Raw genomic sequence first — 21,279 nt, forward strand, 5'->3', positions numbered from 1 at the left:
TGGGCCTCGGGGGAACCTGGCTGGCCTCCTGCTGGACAGGCGGCGAAAGCCAGGTGCGGGGAGGGTCGAATCGGGCCTGGGCGAACCACCCACACCCAGGGTGAGACCTGACGCGTCAGCGGAAGAAGCCTCCCTTCTTCGGGGGGTTCTTCTTGCGCATGTCGATGAGCCGCAGCTCCTGGTTGGCCTCCAGGTGCTTGGGGTTGGCGCGAACGGCCTCGCGGAAGCAGCGCTCGGCGCGGTCCATGTCGCCCTCGACGCGGGCGATGACGCCAAGCTGGTAGTGCGCGCGATCACAGTTCGGTTCGGTCCGGACCACGTCCATCATCATCTGCTTGGCCTTGGGCATGTCCGCCTTGCGCGCGGGGTCCATGTAGATGGCCCAGGCCCGTGCGGCCATGTACAGCGGCCGAGGGTCCAGCGCATGGGCGCGCTCGTAGTGCTCCGAGGCCGTCGTGAAGTCGCGCTTGCGGAAGAAGACCTCGCCCATCTTGTAGAGGTCGTCGGCGTTGCTGTCTGGCCGGCCCTGGGGACGCAGCACCGGGGCCGTGGTGGCGGGCGCCGAAGCGGGAGGCTTCGGCAAGGACTGCTGGGCCTGGAGGTTCTGCTGGTACGTCTTGCGGCGCGCGTCGTCGTAGAGGACCTCGTAGGCCTCGCGGATGGCCTCGAACACGGCCGTGATCTTCGGCGCCATGTGCGGCAGCGACGGCGGCAGCCGGTCCGGGTGGAAGATCTTCGCCAGGCTGAGGAACGCGGACTTCACCTGGTCGCGCGAGGCGTCCTGCGGAACGCCCAGGACGTAGAAGTGGTCCCGCTTGGCCTGGACATCCGAGTAGCGCTGCTCGAGCTGCTGGGCGAGGCGGGCCTCGTCGGGCTTGGGCGCCTCGGGGATCGCGGGGGCCGTCGCGGCGGCCTGCTCGGGCGTGGCGCCAGCGGCGGGCGCGGGGGGCGTGCGCCCTCCCAGGACACCCATGTTCTCCATCGCGCGGCGCAACAGCCGCTGACGGCGGAGCTTCGCTGCCTCGTCGGGGTTGGAGGGATCTGCCGACACGTCGTCCTCGTCAAAGTCCCAGTCGTCCAAATCTCCGGACGGCTCGTCCCAGTCAGTCTGGCCAGTTGGCCATGAGTTGTCACCGGGGAAGGCCCCCGATGAATCAGGTGCTACCGGTTCAATGGTCGCTTCGACAATGGCCTCGACGGGAGGCTCGTCGAAATCGATGTTCGGCTGATTGACATCCGAGCGGACGAGCGACTCCAGATGGGTGTCCACCTGCAGCAGCGCGGCCTCGAAGGAGGCGGTCAGCGTATCGGCGCCTTCGTCCTTGTCGAAGGAGACGATGCGCCAGAGGTCCTCGTCTCCCGCCTTGGGCGCGGCGGCGCCTGGACGGGCCTGCGACGGCGCGGGCGCCTGCGTGGCCCAATCGCTGTCCTCCTCCTCGTCGGGCGAGGCCTCCAGCAGGATGTCCGCGTCGTCGTCCCCCGTGGGCAAGAGGACCGGCGGACCCGCGTCGTCGGTGCGCGCGGACTGCGGGGCGGGCAGTGGCTCGGAGACGGCCCAGATTTCGGGCTCGGGTTCGACTTCGAGGAGCGGGAGCTCGGCCTCGGCGCCGGACGGGTCGCTGAGGGAGATCTGCGTGGTGCTCCAAGGTTCGTCCTGGACGGGGACGCGGTCCTCCGCGCGCGTGGGCGGAGAGGAGCGCGGCGGCTCGTCGGCGAGCCAGGGCTCCAGCGGCTGCGACTTCGAGCGGCGGAGCGCCTCCTCCATGTCCCGGACGAGCTCGGCCTGGGCCTTCTGCCGCGCGAGGCGCAGGGTATCTGGACTTTCGGCCCCGCCGGACAGGTCGATGGCGGGCGTGCCTGCTTCGGGGGTGGCGTCCGCCTCGGTGGGCGAGGCGGGCACCTCCGTGAGGAGGATGTCGCCCACTTCGAGCGTGAGGGCCTCGATGTCCTCGGCCGCGAGCTCGGGGATGTCGACGGCGGCGGGTGCGGTCGCTTCGGACTGACGGGCATCCTCGGCGAGACGGGCTTCCTCGGCCTGACGGGCCTGCTCGGCGGCGCGCGACTCCTTGCCGCGGCGAACCGCCTCCGCGCGGCGACGCTCGACCTCGAGACGGACTTCTTCGGCCTGGCGGGCCTCCTCGGCGAGACGGGCTTCTTCCTCGGCGCGAGCGACCTCCGCGAGACGGGCTTCCTCCGCGGCCCAGATCTCCTCCGCGCGGCGGGCTTCGGCAGCCAGATGCGCCGCCTCCGCGAGCCGGCGTTCCTCCGCGAGGCGAGCTTCTTCGGCAAGGCGCTCCGATTCGATGCGCGCTTCTTCCGCGAGGCGGGCCTCTTCGGCGAGGCGCTCGGCTTCCGCCGCGAGGCGCTCGGCTTCGACGCGCGCTTCTTCCGCGCGGAGGGCCACGTCGGCAATCCGCGCCTCTTCCATCAAACGGGCTTCGTCGGCGAGCCGTGCTTCGTCGGCGAGCCGTGCCTCTTCCGCGAGCCGCGCTGCTTCGAGACGGGCCTCTTCGGCAACGCGAGCCTCTTCAGCGAGACGCGCCTCCTCGGCCAATCGCTCCGCTTCAAGCCGAGCCTCTTCAGCGAGACGGGCCTCTTCAGCGAGACGGGCCTCTTCAGCGAGACGCGCCTCCTCGGCCAAACGCTCCGCTTCAAGCCGAGCCTCTTCAGCGAGGCGGGCTTCTTCAGCGAGGCGACGTTCTTCTTCGAGCCGGGCCTCCTCTGCTAGCCGGGCCTCTTCGGCGAGTCGCTCCTCTTCAAGGCGGGCCTCCTCTGCGAGTCGAGCCTCTTCCGCAAGCCGCGCTTCCTCAGCAAGCCGACGCTCTTCCTCGATGCGCGCCTCTTCGGCGAGACGTTCCTCTTCGGCGAGACGCTCCTCTTCGGCGAGACGCTCCGCTTCGAGCCGGGCTTCTTCAGCGAGACGCACTTCTTCAGCCACGCGCTCTGCTTCGAGACGCGCTTCTTCCGCGAGACGCGCTTCTTCTACGAGGCGACGTTCCTCTTCGAGGCGAGCTTCTTCCTCTAGCCGCGCAACTTCCGCTAGCCGGAGTTCTTCTTCCGCACGGCGCTCAGCTTCGAGCCGCGCCTCTTCGGCAACCCGGGCCTCTTCGGCCAATCGCTCCGCTTCAAGCCGAGCCTTTTCAGCGAGCCGAGCCTCTTCAGCGAGCCGAGCCTCTTCAGCGAGCCGAGCCTCTTCAGCGAGCCGAGCCTCTTCAGCGAGGCGACGTTCTTCTTCGAGCCGGGCCTCCTCTGCTAGCCGTGCCTCTTCCGCGAGACGAGCCTCTTCCGCAAGCCGCGCTTCCTCAGCAAGCCGACGCTCTTCCTCGATGCGCGCCTCTTCGGCAAGACGTGCCTCTTCGGCGAGGCGCTCCTCCTCAGCGAGACGCTCCGCTTCGAGGCGAGCCTCTTCCGCTCGGCGTGCTTCTTCGGCAAGGCGACGTTCCTCTTCGAGCCGGGCCTCTTCCGCGAGTCGAGCCTCCTCCGCCAAGCGCTCTGCTTCGAGGCGAGCCTCTTCAGCGAGACGAGCCTCCTCTGCGAGACGAGCCTCCTCCGCCAAGCGCTCTGCTTCGAGTCGAGCCTCTTCTGCGAGACGAGCCTCTTCCGCTAGGCGAGCCTCTTCCGCGAGTCGAGCCTCCTCCGCCAAGCGCGCTGCTTCGAGACGAGCCTCCTCTGCGAGCCGAGCCTCCTCTGCGAGCCGAGCCTCTTCAGCGAGCCGAGCCTCTTCAGCGAGACGAGCCTCTTCAGCGAGCCGAGCCTCTTCAGCGAGACGAGCCTCCTCCGCCAAACGCTCTGCTTCGAGTCGAGCCTCTTCTGCGAGTCGAGCCTCCTCCGCCAGACGCTCTGCTTCGAGACGAGCATCTTCTGCGAGACGAGCCTCTTCTTCGAGACGAGCCTCTTCTTCGAGACGAGCCTCTTCTTCGAGACGAGCCTCTTCTTCGAGACGAGCCTCTTCTTCGAGACGAGCCTCTTCAGCGAGACGAGCCTCCTCTGCCAAGCGCTCCGCTTCGAGCCGTGCTTCTTCCGCCAGCCGAGCCTCTTCAGCGAGACGAGCCTCCTCTGCCAAGCGCTCCGCTTCGAGCCGAGCCTCTTCTGCGAGCCGAGCCTCTTCTGCGAGCCGAGCCTCTTCTGCGAGCCGAGCCTCTTCTGCGAGCCGAGCCTCTTCTGCGAGCCGAGCCTCTTCTGCGAGCCGAGCCTCCTCCGCCAAGCGCTCGGCTTCGAGACGAGCCTCTTCCGCCAGCCGAGCCTCCTCCGCCAGCCGAGCTTCTTCGGCCAGGCGCTCCGCTTCGAGACGAGCCTCTTCCGCCAGCCGAGCCTCTTCTGCGAGTCGAGCCTCTTCTGCGAGTCGAGCCTCTTCTGCGAGTCGAGCCTCTTCTGCGAGTCGAGCCTCTTCTGCGAGTCGAGCCTCTTCTGCGAGACGAGCCTCTTCAGCGAGTCGAGCCTCTTCAGCGAGTCGAGCCTCTTCTGCGAGACGAGCCTCCTCTGCCAAGCGCTCCGCTTCGAGCCGTGCTTCTTCCGCCAGCCGAGCTTCTTCGGCCAGGCGCTCCGCTTCGAGTCGAGCCTCTTCTGCGAGACGAGCCTCTTCTGCGAGACGAGCCTCTTCTGCGAGGCGAGCCTCTTCTGCGAGGCGAGCCTCTTCTGCGAGGCGAGCCTCTTCTGCGAGGCGAGCCTCTTCTGCGAGGCGAGCCTCCTCCGCCAAGCGCTCTGCTTCGAGGCGAGCCTCTTCAGCGAGTCGAGCCTCTTCAGCGAGTCGAGCCTCTTCTGCGAACCGAGCCTCCTCCGCCAGCCGAGCGTCTTCAGCCAGGCGCTGCGCTTCGAGACGAGCCTCTTCTGCGAGACGAGCCTCTTCTGCGAGACGAGCCTCTTCTGCGAGACGAGCCTCTTCTGCGAGACGAGCTTCTTCGGCCAGGCGCTCCGCTTCGAGTCGAGCCTCTTCCGCTAGGCGTGCTTCTTCCGCCAGCCGAGCCTCTTCTGCGAGACGAGCCTCTTCTGCGAGACGAGCCTCCTCCGCGAGTCGAGCCTCCTCCGCCAGCCGAGCCTCCTCAGCGAGTCGAGCCTCCTCAGCGAGTCGAGCCTCCTCAGCGAGTCGAGCCTCCTCAGCGAGTCGAGCCTCCTCAGCGAGTCGAGCCTCCTCCGCCAAGCGCTCGGCTTCGAGACGAGCCTCCTCCGCCAGCCGAGCCTCCTCCGCCAGCCGAGCCTCCTCAGCGAGTCGAGCCTCCTCCGCCAGCCGAGCCTCTTCCGCCCGCCGCCGCTCCTCTTCGAGCCGCGCCTCCTCCTCCGCCCGCTGCCGAGCCTCTTCCTCCTCGCGCCGAAGCCGTTCGCGTTCGGACCACTCCTCCACGGAGAGCGCCTGAATAGAGCCCTCGCGCTCCAGCACGAGCAGCAGGGCCTCCTGTGCGGGCGTCAGCGCCTCCGGTTCCCGGAACTCCGCCAGCGTCTCCAGGAACGCCCGCTCCGACGCGTCCGAGATCCACGGGCCGCAGGCCTCGACATCCTCACACCGGAACACCCGCGCGGCCCCGTCGCGAACCGGCACCTCCAGTGCCGCGCGCACCACCCTCGCGCCCGCGATGGGCCGGAACGCCTCCGCCTCCACCACCCCTGGCTCGAACGCGGCGCGCTCCGCCAGCGCGCTCAGCCTCCGCACATGGGCCAGCACCTGCTGCTCCGCCACCACGTCCGGCACCAGGCCGAACTCCTCCAGCGTCTCCTCGTCCGGAACCCCTGCCCCACCGCGCGCCCACAGCGTGTCCAGCGCCTCGGCGCCGAGCAGCCCGGACTGGAGCAACGCCTGCGCGGGGCTCTGGAAACCAAAGCCCAACTGGGTCCCCACCAGGTCGCCTTCACGCAAGAGCAGCCGGGACTCACGCCCTCCCGAGGAAAGCGTGAGCCACCCGGTGGCTCGGGACTTGTGGGCGGAGTAAAGCGCTTCGGCGGCCTGCGACGGGGTCATGCGTCGCCGCAGTGTAGTCCCTCCTCACGGCCCCTCAACTTGCCGAGGTCGCTTGCCTGCCCGGTCAGGTGAAACGGACCTGTCGCAGGGCCTCGTAGGTCCCAATCCCCACCGAAGTGGACAGGTTCAGGCTCCGCCGGTCCTCCAGCATCGGAATCGTCACGGCCGTCCCCGTCCCCCCCTCCATCACCTCGGGGGCCAGCCCGGACACCTCCGAACCGAACACCAGGTGGTCCCCCTCCTCGAAGCGGGCCTCATACAGGGATGTCGCGGCCCGGGCGGAGAACAGCCAGCGGCGGGCCTCCGGGTAGTCCGCCACATAGGCCGCATAGGTTGGATACAGGCGGAGAAATACCTTGTCCCAGTAGTCCAGGCCGGCCCGCTTGAGCTGCCGGTCGTCAATGGAGAAGCCCAGGGGCTCCACCAGGATGAGGCGGCTGCCCGTCACGGCGCACAGGCGGGCGACGTTGCCCGTGTTGGGGGGAATCTGGGGAGAAACGAGGACCAGGTGGAGAGGACGCGCCAGGGGCTCGAGCATGGGGTAGAAGGCGCTACATGCGCTGGAAGGTGAACAACGAGACGCGGCAACGGCTGCTCGCGGACCGGGCAGAACGAGCCAGCTCGTTCGTCCAACGGTTCAAGGGGCTCATGGGGCGGCGCTCGCTGGCCGTGGGCGAGGGGCTGCATATCGCCCCCTGCAACTCCATCCACACTTTCTTCATGCGCATCCCCATTGACGTGCTGTTCCTGGACGCCCAGGGCCGCATCGTCAAGCAGATGCCCGCGCTTCCACCCTGGCGGGCCACATCCGTGTATTTCCAGTCACGCTCCGTCCTGGAGCTCCCCGCGGGCGTGCTGGCGGCCAGCGGAACCCAGGAGGGGGACCAGCTCAGTTTCGAGCCGGTCACCTGAAGCCCGGCCCGGTGGGCCCACGCCTGTCCGGCCGAGATGCACGAGTTTTGACCGATTTCCGAGCGCTTTGTTAACCTCCGGCGCCACGTTTCTCGCCCCTTTAGAAGAGTTCTCGCGCATGCGCATCGAGGTAGCTGGCAGCACCCACGTTGGGATGAAGCGGAATCACAACGAGGACAACTTCCTGATGCTCCCGGAAGAGTTTCTCTTCTGCGTGGCGGACGGCATGGGCGGCCACTCGTCGGGCGAAATCGCCAGCCGCATCGCGGTGGACGAGCTCGGTGAGTTCTACAAGCTCACGGCCAAGGACCAGGACTGCACCTGGCCCTTCAAGATGGACAAGGCGCGCAACTACGACGAGAACCGGTTGGCCACCGGCATCAAGCTCGCCAACGCGCGCATCTTCGAGAAGGCCAGCTCCGAGTCCAAGTACAAGGGCATGGGCACCACCATCGTCTCGGTGCACTTCGGCCAGAATGGCGTCTACGTGGGCCACGTGGGCGACAGCCGTGTGTACTACTTCCGCGGCGGGGCGCTGAAGCAGGTGACGGAGGACCACTCCCTGCTCAACGACTACCTCAAGGCGAAGAAGCTCTCGCCGGAGGAGGTCGAGAACTTCCCCCACAAGAACGTCATCGTCCGGGCGCTCGGCATGAAGGAGAACGTCCAGGTGGACGTGTCGCGCGTGGAGCCCCAGGAGGACGACGTCTTCCTGCTCTGCTCGGACGGCCTGAGCGGCATGGTGACGGACGCGCAGATGCAGGAAATCCTGCAGCGCACGCCGGAGCTGGAGAAGGCCTGCTCGCAGCTCATCGACATGGCCAACGCCGCGGGTGGCAACGACAACGTCACCTGCGTGCTGGCCCGCTACCACGCCGCCTGAGCGGCGCTCAGCGTCCGTTCAGCGGCGCGGCAATCCGGTGCGCGCCCCAGGCGAGCACCTCGGAGAGGGCCTCCTTCGAGGACACCACGGTGTCCTCGAAGACGGTGGCCCGCTCCAGCGTGGCCCCCGCGTCCACCCGGGCCCCCACCTCCAGCGACACACCGGGGCCCACGGCCGAACCCGCGGCCACCGAAGCCCCCTGCCCCAGGTACGCCGGGCCTCGCACCGTCCCGTCCACACGGGCCGAAGGCTGGGCCCACGTCCCCTCCGCGCCGCGGGTGGTGCCCGCCAGCGGTGAGTCCGCGCCCAGCCACTCCAGCCGCACACGCCCCGCGAGCACGTCCTGCACGGTGGCCAGGTAACGCGACGGCGTGCCCAGGTCGGACCAGTACCCGTCCACCCGCGCCCCCCGCACCGTCTGCCCCGCCGCCATGGCGCGCACGTAGACGCCGCGGTTGATGTCCTCCTCGCCCTCCGGCGACATGAAGTCGAAGACGCGCGGCGACATCACGTGCACGCCGGTGAAGTGCCACGGGGACAGACCCTCGCCGCCGGGGCCATGGCCCGCGATGCGCCGCACGTGCCCCGCCGCGTCCAGCTCCACCGCCGCGTAGGTCTCCCCCACCGGCATGGGCTGAAGCACCATGGTGGCCAGCGCCCCGGAGGCCCGGTGCATGGCCACCACCGGCCGCAGGTCCACCGGGTAGAGGATGTCCCCGTTGAACACGAGGAAGTCGTCGCCCGACAGGAAGTCACGCAGGCCGCGGATGCCGCCGCCCGTGCCCTGGATGACGGGCTCGTGCACCACGTGAAGCGGCAGCCCCGCGCGAGCGCACTCGGCGCGGGCCACCGAGGCCATGGTGTCCGGCAGGTGGTGGGTGTTGATGCCCACCGCCGTCACGCCCGCCGCCTTCAGCACCGCCAGGTGGTAGCGAAGCAGCGGCTGCCCCAGGAGCGGCAGCGCCGGCTTGGGCCAGCGCTCGGTGAGCGGACGCAGGCGCGTGCCCAGGCCCGCGCAGAGGACCATGGCCTTCATCTCAGGCCGCCAGTTCCGGCACGTACTTCGCCACCAGGTCCTGCAGCTTGCGCAGCTCCGGCCGCCGCGCGAAGCCTTCGCGCACGTAGCGCAGCGACGCGGGGATGGACACCAGGAAGCCCGGGTTGCCCTTCACGCGGTGGATGAACTCGAAGCGGCCCGCGTCCTTCAGCTTGCGCTGGATGGTGAGCAGGTCGAAGAAGGCCTTGAACGACGCCGCGTCGATGCGCTCGCCGCTCACCTCCTCGAAGGTGGCGATGTAGCGGTCCAACATCGCGTCCACGAAGTCGCGGTCCAGCTCCACGTAGCTGTCGCGCAGCAGCGCCACCAGGTCGTACTGGCGCGGGCCCTGGAGCGCGTCCTGGAAGTCGATGACGACCAGTTCGCCCTCCTTCACCATGATGTTGCGGCTCTGGTAGTCGCGGTGCGTGAAGCCCCGGGGCGCCGCGGCCAACTGCTTCGCGATGTCGCGGAAGGTCGCGTCCAGCTCCGCGCGCTCCTCGGCCGTGGGCTGCTTGCCGCTCCACGCCTCCAGGCCCCACTCGCGGAAGTGGTGCAGCTCCCAGTCGTAGAGGTCCTCGTCGAAGGCGCGGGTGAAGGCCAGGCAGTCCGGGTCCTCCGCCTTCTCCGCCGCGGCGCGCAGCCTCGCGAGCAGGTCCACCGCGCGCGTGTAGAGCGCCTCGTGGTGCTTGCCGCCCTCCAGCGCGGACTCGAAGGTGATGTCACTCAAATCTTCAATCACCATCATCCCCGCCGGCTCGTCGTAGCGGAGGATGCGGGGCACGCGCACGTTCAACTTCTCCAGGTAGCGGTGCACGTTGATGAAGGGCAGCTCCTTGGGCGGCTCCCCCTTGGTGGCCTCGTCGCTCTTCTTCGTCGAGTCAGGCGGCATCACCATCACCACCCAGCTTTCGGGCGGTGCGCCAACGCGGTAGTACGAGCGGCTGCTCGCCTCGCCCTTCAGCTTCGTGATGGCGGCGTGGGCAACGGGACGGCCAATGGCCTGTCCCACCTGGTCGCGCAGGGCGGCCTCGAGTTCCATATCGACGGGGTTCTCCGGAGGGGGTTGTTGCAAGCTCCCCGCGAGTATCGGAGGCGGCCCCGCCCGGGTCAAAGCCCTGTCCGGGTGGATGCCCGCAAGCCCCTCGGGCTGTCGCCCACCCGTCGGGCAACCAACCCTTCCCCACCCACGTCCGGGTGCGTCGGAACACCGTGCCCCCTGGGGCGGGTTCTCCGCAGTCCCAGGGAACAAGAGGCCACACGCTGTCGACCGGGCCCCAGCGGCGGCATATAAGACGCGCCGCGAACCCTCATTTACTTACGGAAACCGCGATGGACATCCACGAGAACATTCTCTCTGCCATTGGCAACACGCCGCTGGTCAAGCTCAACAAGCTCGTCGGACCGAACGACGCCACCGTGCTGGTGAAGTGCGAGTTCATGAACCCGGGCGCGTCCATCAAGGACCGCATGGCGCTCTACATCCTCGAGAAGGCCGCGCGGGAGGGGAAGCTCAAGCCCGGCGGCACCATCGTCGAGAACACGTCCGGCAACACGGGCATGGGCGTGGCGCTGGCCGCCGCGGTGAAGGGCTACAAGTGCATCTTCACCATGCCGGACAAGATGTCCCTGGAGAAGATCAACCGGCTCAAGGCCCTGGGCGCGCAGGTGGTGGTGACGCCGACGAACGTGCCGGCCGAGGACCCGCGCAGCTACTACGAGACGGCCAAGCGCCTGCACCGCGAGACGCCGGGCGCGTTCATGCTGAACCAGTACCACAACCCCGACAACATCGAGGCGCACTACAACACCACCGGTCCTGAGATCTTCGAGCAGACCGAGGGCAAGTTCGACTACTTCGTCGCGGGCCTGGGCACCGGCGGCACGATGAGCGGCGCCGGCAAGTTCCTGAAGGAGAAGATCCCCGGCCTGAAGAACGTGGGCGTGGACCCGGAAGGCTCCGTCTACGAGGGCTACTTCAAGACGGGCAAACTGACCGAGCCGCATGTCTACAAGGTCGAAGGTATCGGCGAGGACATGCTGTGCGGCGCCATGGACTTCACCCACCTGGACGACGTGCGCCAGGTCGATGACCGTCAGTGCTTCGTCGCCGCGCGCCGCCTGGCGCGTGAGGAAGGCATCTTCGCCGGCGGCTCCTCCGGCGCGGCCATCCACGTCGCGGTGCAGTTGGCCAAGGAAGTCGGCAAGGGCAAGACGATTGTCGTCGTGCTGCCGGACTCCGGCAGCAGCTACATCAGCAAGTTCCACTCCGATGAGTGGATGCGCGACAACGGCTTCCTGGAGGACAAGGGCTCCGGCACCATCCGCGACATCCTGGGCGACCACCGCAAGGACGTGAAGACGGCCCGCCGCGGCGACAAGGTGGACCAGGTGGTGGAGACGATGCGGGGCCACGGCATCAGCCAGATGCCGGTGGTGGACGCCGACGGCCGCACCGTGGGCATGGTGCACGAGTACGACCTGCTCAACGCGCTGGTGGCCGGCAAGGTGAAGTTCTCCGACACCATCGACGCCATCATCGCCCCGCTCCAGGGCGCGCTGTCGCTGGACACCAGCATCGCCCGCCTGCGCGAGGTGTTCGCCCAGGACAACGTGGCGGTGGTGAAGGACGGCGAGAAGGTCGTCGGCATCGTCACCAAGATCGACCTCATCGACTACCTGCACCGCACGGCGGCGTAGTCCCCGGCGCCTTCGCGCGCCAGGAAGCACGAAGGGCCTCCCGCTCCCAGCGAAGGGAACGTGGAGGCCCTGGGTGTTTCCGGCCCGGTCCTACCCCTGCGGGCGCCGGCCGAAGAGCACGTTGGCCAGCTCGGTCATCACCACCTCGTCCTGCTGGTTGCGGACCTCCATGCGCAGCTTGACGGCGCCCCGGTCCAGCTTGCTGCGCGACGGGGTGGCCAAGACGACCTCCACGCGCACGCGCAATTCATCCCCGGGCCGTACCGGCTTGAGCCAGCGCAGTTCGTCCAGCCCGGGCGAGCCCATGCTGGAGGTCTGCCCCAGGAAGCTCTGCACCAACATCCGGTGACAGAGGGACGCGGTGTGCCAGCCACTGGCCACCAATCCGCCAAAGAGGCTGCCTTGGGCGCCCTCGTCGCTCAGGTGGAAGGGCTGCGGGTCGAACTGCGTCGCGAAGGCGATGATTTCCTCGCGCGACACGACATGGGGGCCGTGCTCACTGACGTCCCCCGGCTGGAAGTCCTCGAAATAGCGCATGCGCGCTACTTCAACGCGTCGTGTCCTTGGATTCCAGTTCCTCCGGATGGAACACGCGCGATGCCACGCGGTCCAACACCTCGGAGTTCCACTTGATGCTGGCCTTCATCAGCCGGCGCATCTCCTTGGCGAAGGCGCGCTCGGAGGGCATGCGGGTGTAGGTCCGGGCCAGATAGAGCCCCCGGTTCTCCCGCTCGTAGTCCACGAAGCCGCCGCCCGCGTCGGTGCCTTCCCGCTCCTCCGCCTGGAAGGTCTCGATGACACCGGGCTTGGGCGGCTCGCGGAAGCGGTACACCAGGGCGCTGCACTTCAGCGCCTGGGTGTCCTCCAACCACTCGAAGTACAACGACGCGCCCCCCGCGTTGAGCCCACCGAAGCCCTGGGGATTGATGCCCGGGCTGGGCGGTGTGCCCTCCTCGTGGAGAAAACCCTGGACCAGACGCTGCGCCGACTCCCGCGTCATCGGGGTGTCGGCGGGAGCGGCGGGCCCCAGGCCTGCAATCCAGGACCTGAGCAGGCCAGCGAGGCCACTGCGGGGAGCGGTCGCCATGGGCTACTTGTTGAAGTTGCCTTCGCGGGCCTGGTCGAACGGCACGCGGTTCTTGAGGTAGACCTCTTCGAACTTGTGGCCGTCGAACGGGTTCAGGTGGAACTCGTTGAAGTGGTGGACCTTGGAGCCCTTGCCACCGTCCGCGATGGGGTTCCACGCGTCGGGGATGGGGCCCAGGCCGAACATGCTGGGGACCGGGTCGCCACGGTTCACGTAGTGCACGTAGTTGGGGCCGTCCGGGTACGTGGTGGCGGCGGCGCCGAACGTCTCCACGTTGATCTTCCCCATCAGCGCCTGGGCGTCCGTCTTGGACATCCCATCTTCGATGCGCAGCCGGTTGTACACGTCGTTCAGCGCGCGGCTGGAGATGAGGCCACCCTGGCTGTGCGCCATGAGGTGCACGTCACGGCCGGCCTTGATTTCGGTGTAGAGCGTGTCCGCCAGGGTGTCCACGGCGGGGTTGGTGCCCTTGTCCAGCTTGTCCTTGATGCACTGGGCCAAGTCCGCGCCCATGCCCTCGGTCGCGTTGTGGATGCCGATGACGCGCGAGCCCGTCGCGTTCGCGATGGCCTGGAGGCTCTCGGACTGGGCCTCCTTCGTCGTCAGGATGCCGTTGACGTGGATGATCGTCGACTGCGGATTCGGGTTGCCGGCCGGCGTCACGCCCGGGATGTCCGCCAGCGCGGTGCCCGGCGGGAACGTCTGGCCGCCCGCGCCCACCAGCTTGCCGTCGTGCACGCGGTCCGGCTGGTTGCCACCGCCGAAGAACTCCTGCACACCCCGGGCAGCGCCACCGACGACGTTGCCCACGCCCTTGGCGGCGCCCGTGGCGGCGTTCTCGAAGCCGTCCACGAACTGGCCGACCTTGCGACCACCGGCGGCCGCGGCGTCCTTCACGTTGCCGACAGCGTTGCCAACGGCGTCCTGCGTGCGGTCGATGGCCTTCTCTGCACCGGTACGGACCTTGTTGATGAACTTCCCAATGGGGTTCATGGGGGGCTCCAGGGCGATTTGAAAGGAAAGAACGACAGTGAGGGGATTATCGCCCCGCAGTCTCAGAAGTTGCGGTGCCCCTCACTTTGCCGCACCGCGGCACGGGATCAGCGCCCGAAAACGCGGTCCGCCACCCGGTTGAGGACGGTGCTGCTCCACTCGAGGCTGGCCTTCATCAGCCGCTTCATGTCGTCGTTGAAGATGGGGATCTGCGGCGCCGTGGTGTAGGTGCGGCTGAGGAACAGGGACTTGTTCTCCGGCTCGAAGTCCACGGTGCCGCCGCCGGTGTCGGTGCCCTTCTTCTGCTCGTCCTGGAAGCCCTCCAGGATGCCCGGCTTGGGGTTGTCCCGGAACTTGTGGATCAGCGCGCTGCACTCCAGCGCCTGCTCCTTGTCGTGCCACTCGAAGTAGAGCTGGGCATCGCCCAGGGCGACGCCACCGAAACCCTGGGGGTTGATGCCGACGCTGTTGGGGTTGCCGTTGGCGGCGAGGAACGCCTGCGCCAGCATCGTTGCTTCTTCGCGGGTCATGGGGTGTCGGTCTCCAGGGGCACGGACTGCCTGAGCCCTCAGCCTAGCAAATCGGTACGCCGCCTCCAGCCTGGAGCAAACGCCAAGGGCCTCCACACGCCGCGCGAAGGCGAACGTGGGAGGCCCCATGAAAGGCGCGAGGGCGCCTACGGTGTCACTTCGCGGCGTCGAGCGCCTGGGCCAGGTCGTCCACCAAGTCCCGGGCGTCCTCGATACCCACCGACAGGCGGATGAAGCCGTCGGTGATGCCGAGCTTCTCGCGCGACTCCTTGGGGATGGAGGCGTGGGTCATGATGGCTGGGTGCTCGATGAGCGACTCGACGCCGCCCAGCGACTCGGCGCAGGCGAACACCTTCACCGTCTTGAGGAACGTGCGGGCCGCCTCCAGGCCGCCCTGGATGTCGAACGTCACCATGCCGCCGAAGCCGGACATCTGCTGCTTGGCCAGGGCATGCTGAGGGTGCGACTCCAGGCCCGGGTAGGTGACCTTCTTCACCTTCGGGTGGGTTGCCAGGAACTGCGCCACCTTCATCGCGTTGGAGGCGTGGCGGTCCATGCGCACGTGCAGCGTCTTCACGCCGCGCAGCACCATGAAGCTGTCGAAGGCGCCGGACACGCCGCCCACCGCGTTCTGGAGGAAGTACATCCGCTCAGCCACGTCCTCGCGGCTGGTGCAGACGAAGCCGCCGATAACGTCGCTGTGGCCGTTGATGTACTTGGTGGTGGAGTGCGCCACCACGTCGAAGCCGAGGTCCAGCGGGCGCTGGAAGTACGGCGTCATGAACGTGTTGTCCGCGACGGAGAGGATGTTCCGCTTCTTGGCGACCTCGGCGATGCGCGCCAGGTCGATGAGCTTGAGCATCGGGTTGGTGGGGGACTCCACCCACACCATCTTCGTCTTCGGCGTGATTGCCGCCTCGAAGTTCTCCGGCTTGGACAGGTCCACGAAGGAGTAGTGCAGCCCGGCCCGCCGGAACACCTTGTCGAAGATGCGGAAGGTGCCGCCGTACACATCGTCCGAGACGATGACGTGGTCACCCGCGTCCAGCATGTGCATCAGCATGGCCGTGCCCGCCAGGCCGGAGGCGAAGGCCGCGCCGTGCTTGGCGCCCTCGAGCGCGGCCAGACAGTCCTGGAGCGCGTTGCGGGTGGGGTTCTGCGTCCGGCTGTACTCGAAGCCCTTGTGCTCTCCGGGGCCGTCCTGGACGTAGGTGGAGGTCAGGTAGACGGGCGTCATGATGGCGCCCGTGGTGGGGTCCGGCTCCTGACCGGCGTGAATGGCAAGCGTGTCGAAGCGCATGGCCGGGGACGTAACACAGACCCTCGGGGCCGCGCAGCAGGACCTGCCTATTCGAACTTCCCGTGACGCCCCGCCCCCTGGGCAAATCGCGTGGCGCCGGCGAGGGACTCCGACTCCAGCACCTTGACGCCGCGCGAGAATTCCTGACGCAGTGCTTCCTCCAGGCCCAGGCCCCCCTGCTCATAGGCCGAGCGCCGGTCCGCCTTCATGCACGCCTGGGGGAACGCGGCCACCTCCCGCGCCAGTGCCTCGGCCGCCTCGCGCGCCTGTCCCCGGGGCACCACGCGGTTCACCAGCCCCATGGCCAGCGCCTCCTGTGCGGGGACGGGCCTGCCGGTGAGGATGAGGTCCAGCGCCCGCGACAGGCCAATGAGCCGGGGCAGCCGCAGCGTGCCGCCGTCGATGAGGGGCACACCCCAGCGCCGGCAGAAGACGCCCAGCACCGCGTCCTCTTCCGCCACGCGCAGGTCGCACCACAGGGCCAGCTCCAGTCCACCCGCCACCGCATGCCCGCCAATGGACGCGATGACGGGCTTGGACAGCAGCATGCGCGAGGGGCCCATGGGGCCGTCGCCATCCAGCTCCAACCGGGGCAGCCGCCCCTCCGACACGGCCTTCAGGTCCGCGCCCGCGCAGAAGGTGCCGCCGTCCCCGTGGAGCACGCCCACCTTCGCGTCCGGGTCCGCGTCGAAGGCCCGGAAGGCGTCCGCCAGCGCCTGGGCGGTGACGCCGTCCACGGCGTTGCGCACCTCCGGGCGGTGCAGGATGACGGTGGTGACGGGGCCGCTCTTCTCGACGCGCACGCTCATGGCGCCGGAGTCTTCTTCCCTCGGGCGGGGACCGCAATCGTCCAAGCGCCGCGCGGGAGGCCTTTCCGCGCTTGTCGTCCGCCGGAGAGTCGGGGATGAGGGGGCCGCGGTGGTCTGGACGGAAGGACGCTTGGGCATGGTGGATACAGACGGGAATCAGGGCTCTCACGACGCGAACGGCCCATCGGGCATGTTCGCCAACCGCCTGCGCAAGGGCGACAAGCGCTTCCGCAAGTGGGCCCGGACGCAGGGCCTGACGGCCTTCCGCGTCTACGACAGGGACATCCCCGAGTACCCCTTCGCCATCGACATCTACGGCGACTGCGTCCACGTGGTGGAGTACCCCCGCCGGCGCGCGATTGCCTCCGGCGCCGCGGACGCGCAGCGGGAGGAGGTCCTCGCCGCGGTGTCACAGGCGCTGGCCGTCCCGCCCGAGCGCATCTTCGTGAAAACCCACACGCCCCAGCCCTGGGGCCGCTCCCAGTACGGCCGGGTGGGACAGGACAGCGGGCGCCTGGTGGTGGAGGAGCAGGGCCTGAAGTTCTGGGTGAACCTGGGCGACTACCTGGACACCGGCCTGTTCATGGACCACCGCAACACCCGCGCGCGCGTGCGGGAGGAGGCCCGGGGCAAGCGCTTCCTCAACCTCTTCGCGTACACCGGGGCCTTCACCGTCTACGCCGCCGCCGGGGGCGCCGCGAGCACGATGACGGTGGACCTGTCCAACACGTACCTGGACTGGGCTGAGGACAACCTGGAGCTCAACGGGCTGGCCGACGCGCGCCATGTCCTGGTGCGCGCGGACGCCAAGGCCTGGGTGGAAGCGCAGGCCGGCGCGCCGGAGCGGTACGACCTGGTGGTGTGCGACCCGCCGTCCTTCTCCACGTCGAAGAAGATGTCGGGCAGCTTCAACGTGCAGCGCGACCACCCTCGCCTGCTGGCCGCCATCCGGGCGCTGCTGGCGCCCGGCGGCGTCCTCTACTTCTCCAACAACTTCCTGGGGTTCCAACTGGACCCGAAGGCCACGCGGGGGATGGAGGTGGAGGAAATCACCCCGCGCTCCATCCCCGAGGACTTCCAGCGCAAGGAGATCCACCGCTGCTGGCGCATGGTGGCTCCCTGACGCGGGCGTCCGTCCCGGCTACAGCCAGCAGACGTTGTCGAGGCAGCGCTCGCCGGCCGGGCACTCGCAGTTGGCCTGGCAGCTATTGCCGCTGCCCGTGTTGACCGGCTTGCAGGCGCCATCCGTGCAGACCTGACCGGCGGGGCACTCGCAGTTGGCGCGGCACACCGGGGTGGACGTCCCGGCGTCCAGGACCGGCGGAGGCGGCGGCGCCTTGCACTGGCCGTTGGAGCAGACCATCCCCGAGGGGCAGTCGCAGTTGGCCTGGCAGGCCGGGCCCGTGCCCGCATCCGGCGGCGGAGGCGGCGGCGCCGGCGGACGGCAGTAGCCACCCGTGCAGACTTCACCCGAGGGGCAGTCGCAGTTGGCCACGCACGTCTGGCCCGGGTCCGGCTCCGGCGCCTTGCACTGGCCATTGAAGCAGACCTTGCCGGCGGGGCAGTCGCAGTTGGCGCGGCACTCGCCGCCGTCCGGGATGGGCAGGCAGTAGCCAATCTGGCAGGCGTAGTTCTCCGGGCACTGGGTGGTGGATTCGCACGCCGCGCGGCACTGGCCATCCACGCAGTCCTTGCCGCCCGAGCAGTCCGCGGCCGTGGAGCAGTGATTCGGGTCCACCGGGCGGGGGCGGCACAGGCCGCTCACGCACATGTCCGAAGCATCGCACCAGGTGTCGTCATGGCAGCCGCGGATGCACTGGTTGTTGATGCAGTAGTTCCCCGCGCCGCAGTCCAGATTGACCCGGCACGCCTGGGGACCGGAGCCACCGTCCACCGCGCCGCCGTCCGGGCGGGTGCCACCGTCCGAGCCCGCATCCGGGCGCGTCCCGCCGTCCGTGCCGGAATCCGGGCGGGTGCCACCGTCAGAGCCCGCGTCCGGGCGAGTTCCACCGTCCGTGCCGGCGTCCGGGCGCGTCCCGCCGTCCGAGGAGCCCGTGCCCACGCAGAAGCGGTCCTGGCACTTCTGGTCCGCGCCGCACTGGGAATCCCGCGAGCAGGGCTGCACGCAGTAGCTGTTGATGCAGATCTGCGAGCCCGAGCAGTCGATGGACGTCGAACACTGTCCCGTGCCACGCGGAATGTCGCGACACACCCCGCCGCGGCAGCTCTGGCCGCTGTCGCAGTCCCGGTCGGACGCGCAGAGGCAGATGTCGTCGTCGAAGTCGTCGTACCAGTCGTCCTCACCATGGACAATGCAGCTTGGGAGGACGGCGAGTACCGCGAGCAGCGGCAGCCACATCAGGCTACGACTGGGTGTGTTCCGCATGGGTGGGGACTCCAAATGCGTGGGGAACCGGTCCGGCCACCGGAGGGGTTGTCCGGTTTCTGCACCGATGGACTCCGTAGCCCAGACGGATGATCAAAAAATTTATTTGATCGGCATTCGTCTTTCCGGAGACCCATGGCCATGGAGGTATGTAGTGGCCTGGACCTTTCATCTGGTCAGCGGACTTGCCCCGGCCGGGGTCGGGCCGTTGCCCTCGGCCGAGGGAGAACCCCTGGTGTTCCTGCGTGGAGCCCGCTCATTCGCGCACGCCACCAGCCTCCCGGAGGCGCGAACGGGCACCGCCACGTCTGGCGCGCCCGCGTTGGATGAATCACGGCTCCAGGGATTGGTCCGCCGCATCCAGGACGGGGACCTGACCGCCTTCGAACAGCTCTACGCCCTCACGCACGCGGACGCGTCCCGGACGCTGTGGCACCTCGTGGGAAACCGCGTGGACGTGGAGGACCTCCTTCAAGAGGCCTACATCCGGCTGCTCACGGCCGTGAAGGGCTACCGGGGCGAGTCCAAGTTCCGGACCTTCTTCTACCGGGTGTGCTCGAACGTGGCCCTGTCCCACCTGCGCTGGAAACGCCGCAGGCCCGAGGACAGCTTCGGGGAGCTGCCGGAGACAGAGGCCCACGGGGAGGACCCGGAACGCGCCGCGGCGAGGCGTCAGGCGGCGCGGCTGGTGGAGCTGGCTCTGGAGAAGTTGAAGCCGAAGAAGCGCATCGTCTTCGTCTACTACGAGCTGTGTGGAATGAGCCCGGACGAGATCGCCGAGGCCGTGGGAAGCTCGCCCAACACCGTCCGCAGCCGGCTGCACCACGCGCGGCTGGAGTTCAACGAAGCCATGCAGCGTCTGCTCGGCGAAAGCCGTTCTGGAGGTTCCCATGGCGCACCCTGAGCACCTCGCGCTGTGGGCCCTGGCCGCGGGTGAGCTGGACGCGGAGGCTCGCGTCCGTGTGGAAGCGCACGTCGCGGACTGTGAGGCGTGCGCCCAGGCCCTGGAACAGGTCCGCCAGTCCCGCGCCGTGCTGCAGGACGCGCGTGATGTGTCACCCGCGATGCGCACGAACGTGATGAGCGAGCGGCTGCGCTCGGAGGCCGCGCGACGGCTGGGGGGCTCCCGCCCGACGGTCCGTTGGCCGTGGGCGGTGGCCCTCGCCGGGACCTGCGCGGTGCTGCTGGTGCTGTGGCTGGTCCGTGCTCCGGCGGGTCTCGGCGGCGCGGATGGGCTCGTGGCGGAGCGCCCTGCGCGCGAGGCTGGCTCCCTGCCAGCGCGAGGAACGACGGGGCGCGCGACGACAGATGTACCGGATGGCACCGCACACGGAGAGGACGTGCTCCCTGGGGGCATCGCCCAGGCGCCTCCGCTGAACGATGAACCGACTGGCGGCGACACCCCACCGGGAGAGCGCGTGGCCATCGTGGAGGCCGAGCGTACCGCCACCTCCGGTGCCGTCATCCGGGAGACCGGAGGACAGGAACGCGCCTTGGCACCGGGCATGCGGCTGCGGTCGGGCACGGCGGTGCGAACCCCCGCCCGGTCCAGCGCGATGCTGCGCCTGCCCGACGAGAGCCGGGTGAGGCTGTCCGCGGGCTCGGAGGTGGAGCTCTCCCGGGCGGAGTCCCGCGACGTCCACCTCACGGTGAAGCAGGGACGCCTCTCCGTGGAAGCGTCACACGCGGAGCGGCACGGCTTCCTCGTCGAGGCCGCGGGCATGCGCGTGTCCGTGGTGGGAACCGTCTTCACGGTGGAACGGACGAAGGATGGCGCGGCGGTGGCCGTGGCCGAGGGCCAGGTCCGTGTCGAGGCGGACGGTCAGCCCGCGCGGCTGGTCAGCGCGGGGGAGCGGCTGGAGCTCCACTCGCAAAAGCACACGCTGAGCCCACGGAAGATGTCGAAGCCGGACCTGCGGGCGTTCGCGGAGCTGCGCGAGCCCGCCGTCACGGAGCCGGTGCGGCCCAGCGCCACGCGCCCCGTGCAGAAGACCGAAGCACCGCGCGCGTCGCCAGACACCACGCAGGGTGGCATCACGGGGGTGCCCCCCGGTCCGCTCGCGCCGGCCGACCCGCCGCCAACCACTCCAGGCGCCATCGCCGCGGCCACGCCAGGGACGCAGCCCCCAACGACGCCGGAAGCCACGTCGGCGGTGACGCCCGGAACGCAGCCTGAAGCCATCTCGGCGGTGACGCCCGGTCCGAGTGCGCCACCTCCCGCCAATGCCCTGGCGCCGGTGGGCGCCGCTGGCAACGCGGCACTGGCGCCTCCAGCCCCCGTGGACCCCGGCCAGGAGTTCGCGCCCTACCCGCTCCCATCGGTGAATCCCCCGCGCCCGCCGCCCCGGAGGCGCAACCCGAGGTGGTGGCCAAGAAGGTTCCGAAGAAGCGCGAGCCGCTGATTCCCATGGCCCTGGTCTCGAAGAACGCGGACGAGCGGTTCCTGGGCTACGCCCGGATTCAAATCAGCTCGCGCAAGTGTGAGAACTTCCTCGTGGGCCTGGAGGAGATTGCCGAGCGCAGCCCGCGCAAGGCCCACCGGGAGCAGGCTCGCTACCTGCGGGCGCGGTGCTTCGAGGAGAAGCTCGAATCCCACCGGGCCCGGGACGAGTACCGCATCTACCTCCAGGAGTTCCCGCGCGGGAAATACATCAAGGAGGCCCGCGCGGCCTTGCTGCCCTGAGACCGGCTGC

The 21,279-nt window shown here is 69.0% G+C and carries 18 protein-coding genes; 7 read left to right on the forward strand and 11 right to left on the reverse strand.

Features of this window, described 5'->3' with window-relative positions; translation table 11 throughout:
* Window positions 1-115 precede the first annotated feature (115 nt).
* Both A176_RS40150 and A176_RS23910 read right to left on the reverse strand, forming a co-directional pair.
* Window positions 116-5,950, reverse strand: a complete 5,835-nt coding sequence (locus tag A176_RS40150; protein ID WP_226993970.1) for a J domain-containing protein — start codon at window positions 5,948-5,950, stop codon at window positions 116-118.
* Between the two features lie 64 nt (window positions 5,951-6,014).
* The gene (locus A176_RS23910) at window positions 6,015-6,488 is read right to left on the reverse strand and encodes a tRNA (cytidine(34)-2'-O)-methyltransferase (protein ID WP_002637378.1); all 474 of its coding nucleotides are present in this window, start codon (window positions 6,486-6,488) and stop codon (window positions 6,015-6,017) included.
* 17 nt (window positions 6,489-6,505) lie between these two features.
* Between A176_RS23910 and A176_RS23915 the strand changes: the two genes are divergently transcribed.
* Together A176_RS23915 and A176_RS23920 are read left to right on the forward strand one after the other, a co-directional pair.
* A complete protein-coding gene (locus A176_RS23915; RefSeq protein WP_002637377.1) occupies window positions 6,506-6,862 on the forward strand; it encodes a DUF192 domain-containing protein in 357 nt (118 codons plus the stop codon).
* Window positions 6,863-6,980: 118 nt separating this feature from the next.
* Window positions 6,981-7,745 carry a Stp1/IreP family PP2C-type Ser/Thr phosphatase gene (locus A176_RS23920; protein ID WP_002637376.1) on the forward strand — a complete coding sequence of 255 codons (765 nt, stop codon included), beginning with the start codon at window positions 6,981-6,983 and terminating at the stop codon, window positions 7,743-7,745.
* 7 nt (window positions 7,746-7,752) lie between these two features.
* Here A176_RS23920 and A176_RS23925 read toward each other — a convergent pair whose 3' ends face one another.
* Both A176_RS23925 and A176_RS23930 read right to left on the reverse strand, forming a co-directional pair.
* Window positions 7,753-8,781, reverse strand: coding sequence for a nucleotidyltransferase family protein (locus A176_RS23925; RefSeq protein ID WP_002637375.1), 1,029 nt, complete (start codon window positions 8,779-8,781; stop codon window positions 7,753-7,755).
* Window position 8,782: 1 nt separating this feature from the next.
* Window positions 8,783-9,823: an aminoglycoside phosphotransferase family protein gene (locus A176_RS23930; RefSeq protein WP_002637374.1), complete on the reverse strand. Its 1,041-nt coding sequence runs from the start codon at window positions 9,821-9,823 to the stop codon at window positions 8,783-8,785.
* A 290-nt stretch (window positions 9,824-10,113) separates the two neighbouring features.
* On the opposite strand from A176_RS23930, the gene A176_RS23935 reads away from it, so the two are divergent.
* A complete protein-coding gene (locus tag A176_RS23935) occupies window positions 10,114-11,481 on the forward strand; it encodes a pyridoxal-phosphate dependent enzyme (RefSeq protein WP_002637373.1) in 1,368 nt (455 codons plus the stop codon).
* Window positions 11,482-11,571: 90 nt separating this feature from the next.
* On the opposite strand, the gene A176_RS23940 is transcribed toward A176_RS23935, so the two are convergent.
* The 6 genes from A176_RS23940 to A176_RS23965 all read right to left on the reverse strand — a co-directional run bounded on the left by A176_RS23940 (window position 11,572) and on the right by A176_RS23965 (window position 16,200).
* Window positions 11,572-12,018 carry a MaoC family dehydratase gene (locus A176_RS23940; RefSeq protein ID WP_002637372.1) on the reverse strand — a complete coding sequence of 149 codons (447 nt, stop codon included), beginning with the start codon at window positions 12,016-12,018 and terminating at the stop codon, window positions 11,572-11,574.
* Between the two features lie 10 nt (window positions 12,019-12,028).
* The gene (locus A176_RS23945) at window positions 12,029-12,568 is read right to left on the reverse strand and encodes a hypothetical protein (protein ID WP_044890939.1); all 540 of its coding nucleotides are present in this window, start codon (window positions 12,566-12,568) and stop codon (window positions 12,029-12,031) included.
* 3 nt (window positions 12,569-12,571) lie between these two features.
* On the reverse strand, window positions 12,572-13,561 hold the full coding sequence (locus A176_RS23950; RefSeq protein WP_002637370.1) for a hypothetical protein: 990 nt from the start codon (window positions 13,559-13,561) through the stop codon (window positions 12,572-12,574).
* A gap of 107 nt (window positions 13,562-13,668) precedes the next feature.
* Entirely contained in the window at window positions 13,669-14,091 is a 423-nt protein-coding gene (locus A176_RS23955) for a hypothetical protein (protein ID WP_002637369.1), read from the reverse strand.
* Window positions 14,092-14,245: 154 nt separating this feature from the next.
* Window positions 14,246-15,391 (reverse strand): cystathionine gamma-synthase, encoded by a 1,146-nt coding sequence (locus A176_RS23960; protein ID WP_002637368.1) that lies wholly within the window; start codon window positions 15,389-15,391, stop codon window positions 14,246-14,248.
* 47 nt (window positions 15,392-15,438) lie between these two features.
* Entirely contained in the window at window positions 15,439-16,200 is a 762-nt protein-coding gene (locus A176_RS23965; RefSeq protein WP_002637367.1) for a crotonase/enoyl-CoA hydratase family protein, read from the reverse strand.
* A 136-nt stretch (window positions 16,201-16,336) separates the two neighbouring features.
* Here A176_RS23965 and A176_RS23970 point away from each other — a divergent pair, with 136 nt between their 5' ends.
* Entirely contained in the window at window positions 16,337-17,323 is a 987-nt protein-coding gene (locus A176_RS23970; protein WP_044890959.1) for a class I SAM-dependent methyltransferase, read from the forward strand.
* An 18-nt stretch (window positions 17,324-17,341) separates the two neighbouring features.
* On the opposite strand, the gene A176_RS23975 is transcribed toward A176_RS23970, so the two are convergent.
* Window positions 17,342-18,586 (reverse strand): hypothetical protein, encoded by a 1,245-nt coding sequence (locus tag A176_RS23975; protein ID WP_044890940.1) that lies wholly within the window; start codon window positions 18,584-18,586, stop codon window positions 17,342-17,344.
* 235 nt (window positions 18,587-18,821) lie between these two features.
* On the opposite strand from A176_RS23975, the gene A176_RS23980 reads away from it, so the two are divergent.
* The 3 genes from A176_RS23980 to A176_RS40155 are packed head-to-tail and all read left to right on the forward strand — an operon-like array spanning window position 18,822 to window position 21,269.
* Window positions 18,822-19,490: an RNA polymerase sigma factor gene (locus A176_RS23980; protein WP_002637364.1), complete on the forward strand. Its 669-nt coding sequence runs from the start codon at window positions 18,822-18,824 to the stop codon at window positions 19,488-19,490.
* Entirely contained in the window at window positions 19,477-20,988 is a 1,512-nt protein-coding gene (locus A176_RS23985; protein WP_226993971.1) for a FecR domain-containing protein, read from the forward strand. Before A176_RS23980 ends, A176_RS23985 begins: the two co-directional genes overlap by 14 nt.
* Window positions 20,952-21,269 carry a tetratricopeptide repeat protein gene (locus A176_RS40155; RefSeq protein WP_226993972.1) on the forward strand — a complete coding sequence of 106 codons (318 nt, stop codon included), beginning with the start codon at window positions 20,952-20,954 and terminating at the stop codon, window positions 21,267-21,269. The genes A176_RS23985 and A176_RS40155 overlap by 37 nt, the downstream gene beginning before the upstream one ends.
* The last annotated feature ends 10 nt before the right edge of the window (window positions 21,270-21,279 follow it).

Source organism: Myxococcus hansupus (genome assembly GCF_000280925.3).
Lineage (GTDB): Bacteria > Myxococcota > Myxococcia > Myxococcales > Myxococcaceae > Myxococcus > Myxococcus hansupus.